This window comes from Bacillus mycoides (genome assembly GCF_001757995.1).
GTDB lineage: Bacteria > Bacillota > Bacilli > Bacillales > Bacillaceae_G > Bacillus_A > Bacillus_A mycoides_B.
The window spans coordinates 1-11,004 of sequence record NZ_LXLV01000091.1 but is presented as its reverse complement, the minus strand read 5'-3'; the positions used below and the strand labels follow the sequence as shown (position 1 = coordinate 11,004).

The 11,004-nt window shown below is 31.1% G+C and carries 13 protein-coding genes and 1 pseudogene; 1 reads left to right on the top strand and 13 read right to left on the bottom strand.

Going from position 1 to position 11,004, the window contains the following annotated elements:
* The first annotated feature begins 149 nt into the window (after positions 1 to 149).
* Positions 150 to 1,310, top strand: coding sequence for a tyrosine-type recombinase/integrase (locus BWGOE10_RS28100; RefSeq protein WP_070146084.1), 1,161 nt, complete (start codon positions 150 to 152; stop codon positions 1,308 to 1,310).
* Positions 1,311 to 1,398: 88 nt separating this feature from the next.
* Here the strand turns inward: BWGOE10_RS28100 and BWGOE10_RS33050 are convergent, their stop codons facing one another.
* The 13 genes and pseudogenes from BWGOE10_RS33050 to BWGOE10_RS28040 form a co-directional block, all read right to left on the bottom strand.
* Entirely contained in the window at positions 1,399 to 1,566 is a 168-nt protein-coding gene (locus tag BWGOE10_RS33050; protein WP_000625960.1) for a hypothetical protein, read from the bottom strand.
* A 277-nt stretch (positions 1,567 to 1,843) separates the two neighbouring features.
* The gene (gene folE, locus BWGOE10_RS28095; RefSeq protein WP_000054143.1) at positions 1,844 to 2,431 is read right to left on the bottom strand and encodes a GTP cyclohydrolase I FolE; all 588 of its coding nucleotides are present in this window, start codon (positions 2,429 to 2,431) and stop codon (positions 1,844 to 1,846) included.
* 43 nt (positions 2,432 to 2,474) lie between these two features.
* Positions 2,475 to 3,191, bottom strand: coding sequence for a 7-carboxy-7-deazaguanine synthase QueE (gene queE, locus BWGOE10_RS28090; protein WP_070146083.1), 717 nt, complete (start codon positions 3,189 to 3,191; stop codon positions 2,475 to 2,477).
* Positions 3,184 to 3,675, bottom strand: a complete 492-nt coding sequence (queD, locus tag BWGOE10_RS28085; protein ID WP_000426941.1) for a 6-carboxytetrahydropterin synthase QueD — start codon at positions 3,673 to 3,675, stop codon at positions 3,184 to 3,186. Before queD ends, queE begins: the two co-directional genes overlap by 8 nt.
* Positions 3,675 to 4,340, bottom strand: coding sequence for a 7-cyano-7-deazaguanine synthase QueC (gene queC, locus BWGOE10_RS28080; RefSeq protein ID WP_070146082.1), 666 nt, complete (start codon positions 4,338 to 4,340; stop codon positions 3,675 to 3,677). The genes queD and queC overlap by 1 nt, the downstream gene beginning before the upstream one ends.
* 12 nt (positions 4,341 to 4,352) lie before the next feature.
* Positions 4,353 to 5,141: an ABC transporter permease gene (locus BWGOE10_RS28075; protein WP_002191888.1), complete on the bottom strand. Its 789-nt coding sequence runs from the start codon at positions 5,139 to 5,141 to the stop codon at positions 4,353 to 4,355.
* A gap of 2 nt (positions 5,142 to 5,143) precedes the next feature.
* A complete protein-coding gene (locus BWGOE10_RS28070; protein WP_000760370.1) occupies positions 5,144 to 5,935 on the bottom strand; it encodes an ABC transporter permease in 792 nt (263 codons plus the stop codon).
* Positions 5,932 to 6,930 (bottom strand): ATP-binding cassette domain-containing protein, encoded by a 999-nt coding sequence (locus BWGOE10_RS28065; protein ID WP_016127989.1) that lies wholly within the window; start codon positions 6,928 to 6,930, stop codon positions 5,932 to 5,934. Before BWGOE10_RS28065 ends, BWGOE10_RS28070 begins: the two co-directional genes overlap by 4 nt.
* A 17-nt stretch (positions 6,931 to 6,947) precedes the next feature.
* The gene (locus tag BWGOE10_RS28060) at positions 6,948 to 7,604 is read right to left on the bottom strand and encodes a PIG-L deacetylase family protein (RefSeq protein WP_000652097.1); all 657 of its coding nucleotides are present in this window, start codon (positions 7,602 to 7,604) and stop codon (positions 6,948 to 6,950) included.
* A 126-nt stretch (positions 7,605 to 7,730) separates the two neighbouring features.
* Positions 7,731 to 8,531, bottom strand: a complete 801-nt coding sequence (locus BWGOE10_RS28055) for a class I SAM-dependent methyltransferase (RefSeq protein WP_070146081.1) — start codon at positions 8,529 to 8,531, stop codon at positions 7,731 to 7,733.
* 11 nt (positions 8,532 to 8,542) lie between these two features.
* The gene (locus BWGOE10_RS28050) at positions 8,543 to 9,322 is read right to left on the bottom strand and encodes a glycosyltransferase family 2 protein (protein ID WP_070146080.1); all 780 of its coding nucleotides are present in this window, start codon (positions 9,320 to 9,322) and stop codon (positions 8,543 to 8,545) included.
* A complete protein-coding gene (locus BWGOE10_RS28045; protein WP_002191891.1) occupies positions 9,288 to 10,046 on the bottom strand; it encodes a DUF5591 domain-containing protein in 759 nt (252 codons plus the stop codon). Before BWGOE10_RS28045 ends, BWGOE10_RS28050 begins: the two co-directional genes overlap by 35 nt.
* A gap of 13 nt (positions 10,047 to 10,059) precedes the next feature.
* Positions 10,060 to 10,971: pseudogene (locus BWGOE10_RS28040) on the bottom strand (carbamoyltransferase C-terminal domain-containing protein); the annotation flags it as partial.
* Between the last annotated feature and the right edge of the window lie 33 nt (positions 10,972 to 11,004).

Sequence of the window (11,004 nt, the reverse complement as noted above, 5' to 3'; positions counted from 1 at the left end):
GATTTATATAACCATAGAAAATGTTAGTTTTTCTATGGTTATATAAAACTTTCATTTTTATAAAATTTAATTTTGATATGTAAATAATTTTGAATGTAATTCAGTTATAATAATAGATACAAAAGAAATTAATAAGGAGTTGAATGACAATGAAATTTGAATTGATTACAATTCATAGTGAAACTTCTTTAGAAAATATAGAGAAACAAAAACAAAATTTCGCAAACATAATTGCATTATGGAATCGTGATTATATAAATGAAGCTGAATTTAAAAAGGAAAATAACGAAAGAGAAGATTCATATACATATGAGGGTTTTTCAGATGAAGAAATATTGTACTACTACTTAAATCGACAAACACATTTTGACCAAGAAAAACGTATAAAGGATGCATCCAGGACTCTATATGCACGTGATCTAAGCCAGTTTTATTTTTTCATCAAACAAAGCACAGAATTTCTGCAGCAAGATGTTAAAGATTATGTAATTGGCCAAGTTTGGAGGAACTTAAGAAAACGACATATCCGAAACTACCAAAAGTGGTTATCCCAGGAGGCAATCTCCTATCAATCAAAAGAAAAGTACAAAGCATCTACGATTAGTAGAAAACTTGGTGTAATCCGCTCTTACTTGAAATGGTTGTATGAGATTCAATATATCCAGGAACCTCTTCATGTAGAGATTCTAAGTACGACCGTTAATAAACAACATAAACCAAAACGCGAGTTATCATATGAGGAAGTGAAGCATCTGCTTCATTACTATAAGGACAATGAAATCAATTACGCTTTATTATCGGTCCTGGCTACTACGGGATTACGTGTTGCAGAAGTCGCTCATGCTAAATGGGAAGATCTTGAGTATGACGCTATACGTGGACGTTACTATTTAACAGTTGATACAAAGGGAGATAATGAACGGATTGTTTCTATTAATAAGGACATTTTTAATCGTATTGTTGCATTTCGAATCCGGAGAAGGTTACCTGTAAACATTGGGACTAAAAATGGTGGGACTATATTTCAAACAAAGAACCATACTGCTTATAAAGAGAATTACTTGTCGCAATATATTTCTAAAATTATTAAGGATACTAAGTTACTTTTTACAGAGAATATACGAATTACCCCTCACTTCTTTAGACATTTTTATGTACAGTACTTATATGATTATAAGGGGCTAGCACCTCATGTCATAGCAGCTGCAGTTGGCCATAAAAATGATAGAACTACAAAAGAAAATTACTTGAAGCAAAGACTTACAAAGGATAATGATGTAGGAAATTTAATTGGTGATGATGAATTTTAATATGTAATTAACATATAATAAATTCGAAATAGGACAAGGTTAAACGAATATCCCGTTTCACCTTGTCCGTTTGAATTGTTTTAAATATTTATACTGCATAGACTTCAATTTTTGTAGGATTAGAAAAGCGGCGTTCTAATTCTTTTTTGATTTTTTCAATCGCAAAGAAAGCTGAAGATGCATATACAGTAATCACTTTTTTTATAAAAGTATTACCTGTTATTAAAATGTATCTTACTGAATATGATGAAATCATACTCTCACCCTTTCATATATCTATTGTGTTTAAGATATATGCCGATAGGTGTGGATATATTCTCAAAAAATATAAAGTGATATTGTGAGCAGAATGAAAAATATCAAAAAGTTGATTTAGAAAAAGCACTGCCAAAGTCTTCAGCAATGCCTTTCGATTAGACGTACTAGGATAATGAGCGTCTACTTTCTTCTATACGTTTGCTCATGAATAGAATACAAGTTTGTATTTAATATAGGTTTTGTATGTTCTTTTTTAGCATAATATCGATATAATTCTATCTCTCTATTAAATTTAAAGTTTCACTTCGAAGTGTACTATTATCTTTAAATATTCCTTTATATGACGAAGTTATAGTCATTGAACCAGGTTTTTTCACACCTCTCATTGTCATACACATATGCTCAGCTTCAATTACTACAATTACTCCTTTTGGCTCTAAAGTTTCAAAAATTACATTTGCTAATTCATTGGTTATTCTTTCCTGCAACTGTGGTCTTTTGCATATGGTTTCTAAAGCTCTAGCTAATTTGCTTAACCCAGTTACTTTTCCATTATTAGGAATATAACCTATGTGGGCTCTTCCAAAAAAAGGTACCAAATGATGTTCACACATAGAATAGAACGGAATTTCTTTAACTAATACCAATTCTTCATGATTTTCATTAAATATTTTTAACAAATGTTCAGAAGGGTTTTGACCTAAACCTTGAAAAACTTCCTTATACATTTTTGCTACTCGCTTTGGGGTTTCCAAAATACCTTCCCTATTAATATCTTCTCCAATTGCTTCAAGAATCATTTTTACTGCTACTTCAATTTTGTCAGTATCTATTTCTACACTTTGGATTGTTTTTAAGCTCATATATTATTTCCACCTTATCAATTTATTCATAAAATGCTCTTATTTATACGCCTCGTTTATTTCCCCATACTAAAGCATGAAGTTGAGGTAATACTTTTGCATCATTCATTTCTTTACACCGTACAGCTTTTTCAATCAACCGTTCATATTTCTGTAATAAGTTTTTAATAAGCACTGCATCATCCACCGTTTTCGTATCATCGTTCCCAACTTGTAAGAAAAATGGTACTTGCGGATATCGCTTGTGCACCTTTACTGCATATTCAAAATCGTAATCTTCAAATACAACTACTTTTAAACTAAAATCTTTTCTTTCTAATTTATGAATAACAGAATCTAGCATCGTAAAATCTGTTTTCATCTTCGAACTTGGTGGTTTAGGTGAAATTGTCACTTCTTCAATTTGAAGTAACCATTCTTGCCACTTACTCCCTTGCGTCTCAATCGCTGTACGAATTCCATTCTCTTTTAATACAGTAAGAAGAAACTGAATATTTTTCAGCAAAACGGGATTCCCACCTGAAATTGTAACGTGAGAAAAATTTTCTCCACCAATTTCAACAAGTTCATTCCAAATTTCTTCTGGCGCCATTTGTCTAACTTGTTCTTTTGCTGAGCCATCCCATGTAAAGGCTGAATCGCACCAAGAGCAGCTATAGTCACAACCTGCTGTGCGAATGAACATCGTTTTTTGTCCGATAACCATTCCTTCTCCTTGAATGGTTGGGCCAAATATCTCCAACACAGGAATCTTACTCATCGAGTATCCACTCCCGTCTTACTTCTGCATAACTCGTTGGTGTTTCAAAGAGACGTACGAATTCGACACGAGCTCCTTTATATTCTTCTGCTCGATTCCCTTTTGTTAATGCTTCCGCCATCTTTTCATAAATCCAAACAACCATATTTTCCGCAGTCGTATTCATCACTGGTAATGTCTCATTTAAATAGCGATGATCCAAATAAATCTCTATTTCGTTTTTCCAAATTTCTTTTATATCTCCAAAGTCAATTGCAAGTCCAATGTCATTTACATATCCACTAATACCAAATACAACTTTGTATGTATGACCATGTAAATTTTTGCATTTCCCTTCATAACAGTGCAAATGGTGTGCTGCATCAAATGTAAATTCCTTGCTGACCATTACTCTTTTATTATGGTATTTTAATTGCTCACGCTGAATATCCTTGTCCATTTTTTGCAAATTTTCTACAATGCGAAATCCGAAAAAGTTTTCCATTATTCATTCCCTCCTTCGCGTTCTTGTAGGTACGTATCTAATCCTGTTTTACGAAGTTGACATGCTGGACATTCATCGCAACCATCACCAATGATTCCGTTATAACAAGTTAATGTTTTTTCTCTAACAAACTCGAATGCTCCAAGTTCATCAGATAATTTCCACGTCTCTGCTTTATCAATCCACATAAGTGGTGTGTGAATGACAAACGGATAATCCATGGATAAATTTAATGTAACGTTTAACGATTTTACAAACACGTCACGGCAATCTGGATAACCACTAAAATCAGTTTCACATACACCCGTTACAATATGACGTGCTCCAACTTGTTTTGCTAATACAGCAGCAAATGATAAGAATAGTAAATTCCGCCCATCTACAAATGTCGATGGTAATTCACCTTCTTCGTGTGTAATCTCCATATCTATTCTTGTTAACGCATTTGGAGCTAGCTGATTTAGTAGGCTCATATCTATCACTGTATGTTTAATGCCAAGCTCACTCGCAATTTCCGCTGCACAATCAATTTCTAACTTATGACGTTGATTGTAGTTAAATGTTACAGCTTCCACCTCCGCAAACTGTTGCATTGCCCAAAATAAACATGTTGTGCTATCTTGTCCACCACTAAAAACAACTATTGCTTTATCATTAGAGTACATTTTATTCTCCCCTTAACTACTTGCACTGTTATAATATCTTAAGGCAAACTTCCAAAAATAAATTGAAATAATAAAAAATCCAATAGAATAACCCATTAACGCGAATACATCGTTTAGTTCTAATCGACCAATTAAAGCATAAGTTGGAATATTACTAACAATAACAATAGGAAAGACAAATAAAAAAACAAATCGACTTATTCCTTTATATAAGGAAGATGGGTATCTAAGTAATGTCATAGTACCAAGAAATAACTCATGCATACCTTCAACTTTGGTTAACCATATAGATAAAGTCATTAAAATAAACCACAGAGAATACGAGAGTATAATCCCTAAAAACAATAGACCCAAGAAAGAAAATCCATTTACAATACTAACACTCTCTCCCTTTTGTAATAATGCATAACTAATTAACAGCACGGCTGGTAAACAGTTCCCTAAATTCCCTAAATCAAGCTTTCTTAATGAAACTAGAAACTGACTATTAATAGGTTTAAACAATATCTGATCTAAACTTCCTTGGTTAACTAAACTCGGTATATACGGTAGATTATTAATAAAAAGAGTAAACATCAAAGATTTTATCAACTCACTTGTTCCAATTAACAAATAAATATCATTTGTATTCCAACCATTAATATTACCAAAACTATCAAATATACTATTGAAAAATACTAATGTAACAATGAACCAAACAACGCTATCTAATATATTTAAAAAAAAGTTAACTCTATACATCATAATATTACTTAAATTAATTTTAAGAATTGCTTTTAACATTTTTAAATATCTAATCATATTTATGCACCAACAGATTCATATTTATTTAACCCCTTCTTCCAAAGTACTCTAATAAGGACATAGAAAACTAAAGACCATATTACTTGTGAAATTAATCCATTTACAATTTCAGTGCCACTTAAATTTCCTAAATATACATTTACCGGAAAGTGAATTAAGTATGAAAAAGGTAAAAACTGAGTTATTGTATTTAACGGAGCTGGTAAAAATTCAAGCGGAATAAGCGATCCAGATAATAATTCTAATACTATATCTACAGTAAAGAAAAAGGATGATATCTCTACAAAGTAAAATGAGAAGAGTGATATCAAATAATAAATCATATAATATAGTATTAATGCTCCTACTATTGAAAGAATGAACAGGAAAGTATATTTTAAAGTAGGCAAAAGAAAATAATCCCTGTTCAGGAATATTATCGGTATTATCGGTATCACTGACATCAGTAAATGAATAATTTTGTTACCTAAATTATGACTAAACCAATATCCAAAATATGAAAATGGTTTTATAAGATATTTTGATAATTCACCGGATTGTATTTCCTCATTTATCGACCAGTGCATTTCAGGAATTAGTAAAAGTTCAATTAACTTAGCAATTATTACATAAGTAATCATCATTTCAAGAGTATAACCTTGAATATTGCTTTGTGTTTCAAAGAGAGAATGCCACAATAGTATTAAAGCCACAAGCGGTATTAAACCAAAAATCATATATAATACAACATTCATACGATACTGAAAAACCGCTTGAAATGAAAGCATCATTGGTTTTAAATACTTCTTCATACTGTTATTTTCACTCCAGTCGATTCCATTGAATAAATATCTTCAATGAGGTCTTGTGATGACATTTCAGTCAAATTGTAGTCAATAACATTGAATTCTTTTAATATGCTAGATATGGTCTCGTTCACTAACTTATCTTGAACTTTTATTGTTACACTAAATTTATCCGACTCTTTAACTTCTCCATATTTCTTAAGATCTTGAGAATTTATTTCATTTTCAAAGCTAAGATATATATATTTATAACTCTTAATTTCTTCTTTTATTTTTTTGAAATTGTTATTAAAAACAACTTCTCCATTCTTTAATATTATTAATTCTTCACATAACTCATATATATCCGGGAAATAATGGCTAGTTATTACAACTGTTGTATTTCTTTCTTTGCAATAATTCTTGAGAAAATTTCTAATATTCTTTTGAGCAAGAAAATCCAATCCAATAGTCGGTTCATCTAAAAATAATATCTTAGGTGAGTGTAAGATTGAAGCAATTAATTCACATTTCATTCTCTCTCCTAACGATAGATTCCTTACTGGCGATTTAAGAATTTCTGATACCCCAAGATTTTTAGCTAATTCATCTACATTCTTTCTAAACTCTGTATCAGACAGTTCATATATTTCTTTATGTAATAAAAATGTTTCGTAAGGGGAAAGATCCCACCATAGCTGATTTTTTTGTCCTAAAACAACGCCAATTGACTTTAAAAAATCTTTCTTCTTATCATGGGGGTTAAATCCATTTACCAAAATTCTCCCGGAAGTTGGTTTAATTAACCCAACCATTGCTTTCATTAAGGTAGACTTACCAGCACCATTCGCGCCAATAAGCCCTATTATTTTACCTTCTTTTATTTTGAATGACACATCACTTAAAGCAGTAACCTTGACCTTTTCTCTTTTAAATAAACTCTTGAAAGAGTTTATTAATCCTTCTTCAATTTTTACTCTTTCAAAAGTTTTTGATACATTTTCAATTTCAATGATATCCATCTTCTCTCTCCTTTTTACTACTTACTTACCACTCTAAAAACTTCTGCAAATTGCACTCCTGCCTGCATACCCCTATAAGAATTTAGCCCCAAAACTCCATCAACCAAATTTAATGTTTTAAGTTGGGATTCATATTTTTTAATTGATGCTTTTTTCAGTTCAATAAACCTGGTAATATCTTTTACAACCTGATAGTTTTTCATGGGAGTCCATACTTCATACTGTAAACACATCGGAGCACAATTCTCTTTTAAGAACCCTGATTGACACAGGAATATTGCTTCTGATACAACTTCATTTACTATTCGATGATCCCTATCACTTTCCATATCATGGGGGAAATAAATAAAATTAGGCTTATATTTTGAGATTTCGTGAATAATTTCTTCCACAAAATCTAAAGAATACACAAGTGATCTGTCTGGTTTCTTTAAAAATTTAACATTTCCTTTTTCTATTCCTAATGTATTACAAGCATTTATACACTCGTTCTCTCTATTTGAAATAATTTCATTTAAATCCCCTACACCTCCAGATAAATCTCCTTTTGTAATTATTATTACTTTTATATGTTCACCCTTACTAATAGCTTGAGCAATTGTTCCACCACAGCCAATGACTTCATCGTCATGGTGTGGCGCTATAACTAAATGTTTTTTTACTATATCCTTCATTCAGCATCACCTTTATTGAACAGGTAAATCATTTACCTATTATTTTAATTAAAAATTATTTACTCTGGAGTATACTAACTGGATACATTTTATTTCCACTAGAAAAATATACTTTTTTAAAAGCGTCTATTCACACTGTATATCATTAAAATTTTCCCCTTGCTTCCTACATTCGTACACCATAAATTCACTATTCCTCCCAAAAGGATTTTTATTGTAATCACCATAAAAATTTTTTATATTGAATCCTTCTATTTCTAAGAGATACTGCATTTCGGATGGTAAAGTATATTTTGCAAGAAATCTAAAATTTTTTTCACTTAAAAAATTATCTGCTATGTCATAAACCTCAAAATAACAAGTGGTTTCAACTATTTGCTTATAATGATCTGCTTTTACGACATCCCATGATTTAACTTTATAATTTTTAAAATTCTCCCCTTTAATAGGGCTATTTCCTCCATCACTCACTCTCTTAGAATAAGGAAGAATAGTTGGAGGTGTAATAATATCGAAAACAAAAATCCCGCCTTCTTTTAATAGTAATTTAATATTTCTAAGAGCTAATTTTTGTTGTGACGGTGTAAGTAAATATTCAAATACACCACCAGACATAAATATAAAATCAAATTTTCTTTCAGACTTAAAATCTGTAGCAGAAGAAACCTTAAATTCTATTTTATCCTTAATATTTGGCATCTCATCTAACTTCTTACTGGCTTTTTCAATCATTCCTGCTGATATATCAACACTAGTTACATTAGCGCCTTTTTCAGCAAGAATAAAAGATAATCTACCAGTACCGCACCCCAAATCTAAAACTTCATCATTTGGTTTTACCAAACCACTGTAAAAATCAAAAATACCATCAGGTTCTGGGATGATAATGTCGTATAATTCAGAAATTTCATCGTATTGTTGCTGCATTGTTTTCCTCCTTAATGTATTTCTTTTTTATATCCCCTATAAAAGGCAATCTGCCAAAATATGAGATAGAAAGCAGTTAAATAACCGTATTTTTTTTTGATATACTTATATGAGTTAATAATCGACCTCGTTTTATTTTTAGGTTCATAATAACCATTTTTTTTGTGTAAAACCCCACGTGCATGACCTACCCCATAATTAAATGAACTTTTCAAATCTTGCTTAATGCTTAGCTCTGGATGAATAATTCTTGCATTATCATCATATAAAATCTTAAGACTTGCAGATTGAACTCTAATATCAAAATCATAATCCTCTGTCCAAGATAAATTCTCATCAAAATAATATCCATTTACCTCCGCTAAGATTCCTTTATTAAATGCCAATGGAGGTGAATATGCATTTTTTTTGCAAGTATGTATATGTCTTGCACGTGCAATGATTTTTCCAATTTTGCTGTTAAAGGAAAACATCACCCTTCCTTTAGCCAAAGATCCTGCATCTAATAATTTGAATAATTTATTGATGGTACCTGGCATAAAAACACAATCTGAATCCATAATTAACACATTATCTTTACTAGAAATTTCAATTCCATAATTATAAGCTTTTGCTAAATTAGGTGTAGGTAATTCCCCAATTACTGCATTGCTAGAATAGGCGATTTTTTTTACTTCTTCTGTTGCACCATTTAAGACAACGACAATCTCTACATTTTCATCAATACTTTTTAAACACTTTTCCAATCTGATATCGTTATAAGCTGGTATTACAATTGATAGATTCAACATATCTACTCACCTTATTTAAAGAATTATCCATACTACTCAAAACTTCATCTAAACAATAAAATTCTCCTGAATCCTTTAACTCGACTAATTTACCTTTATTATTTCTATATGTTTCTATATCTGGGGTTAAAAGAAATGCAATTCCTAGATCTTTACAAATATCTTTAATTGCAGGAGCCATTGAATATTTTTTTACCGGTATACCATATTGTACTACTACATCGTATGAATTTGATTCTAGGTATCTCCTAATTCTTTGTATCAATTTATCCCTATATTCTTTCATTAATTCTTCATAAATTACTGGATCCTCAATATCTTCCATCCAATCGTACGCACAAAAAGTAGGATTCATTTGGTATTCATATGGTATAATTCCCGCATTTGATAAAATAATTGGATGAACCATTGGGTATTTATTTGTAACTTCTCTAATTTTTTTACCAATATATGAAAAGTCATATGGTTTAGCCCAAGAACAAACTTGTAAAAAAGCAATTCTTTTCCCCTGAGGCTTTTCGTAATAATCCCCACAAAAATAGTCCTGCCATGTATTGAACTCTTCATGATGAATATACTTTGAGCAAGCTCCTCGTTTAAAAACTGTTTCCTCTTTTATTAAATCTAATAGTATATATTCTGGGTAGTAAGGATAACTTTTTTTATTAAGTACCAAATCCTTTATCCTTTCATCCTGTAGATTAGAATAATTTCTATTTCTCAAAATCTCTCCTCCTTTATTTAAGAATCAAAAATGAACCTAATAAAAGGGCATCCATCTCTGATCCATAAAATGACCTAATAGCATCACTTGGGTTACATATAATTGGTTCTTTTCCTACATTAAACGATGTATTCATAACTGCAGGAATTCCTGTTTTCTGGTAAAAGTTATAGATTGTTTCATAATAATCAGAATTCATATCCCTCGTAACTACTTGAGCCCTTGTTGATCCATCAACATGAACTATTGCTGGAACTAAATGATGTACCTCTTTTTTAACAGTAGAATTTAACAGCATATAGGGGTTATTTATTTTTTCTTCTAATACTACAGAAGCGTTTTCATCTATGATGCTAGGAGCCAATGGTCTCCATTGCTCTCTTTTCTTAATGGTATTTACTTTATTTAACATATCCCTACTCTGAGGGTTAGCTATTATGCTTCTATTTCCTAAAGCTCTAGGACCGAATTCCATCTTTCCAGAAAATCTTCCTATTATCTTATTCTGAATTAATAACTCGGAGCATTTATCATATTTATTAGAACCTAATTCTATATATGATAGATTATATTTTTTTAAAATATTTAAGATACTAGAATCAGGAAATTCCGGACCAGAATATACATGATCTTCAGTGAACATAGGCGTTATACCATTTTCGGCAAGAAACCATGTAGCTGCTCCAATACTTACCCCACTATCTGAAGCACCTGGTTGAATGTACAAACTATCCACTTCTGGTAAATCAGCTATAATTCTATTCGCTATACAATTTAATGCTACTCCTCCCGAAAGACACAAATTATCTATTCCAGTTAGATTAATAGCTTTTTTTACAAGCTTAACAATTGCTCTTTCCAAGGCAGCCTGACCTGAGGCTGCAATATTTTTATATTCCATTACTGATGAATTCATTAATATTATTCAATCTATTGGATCCGCCTCTTATACCCATCT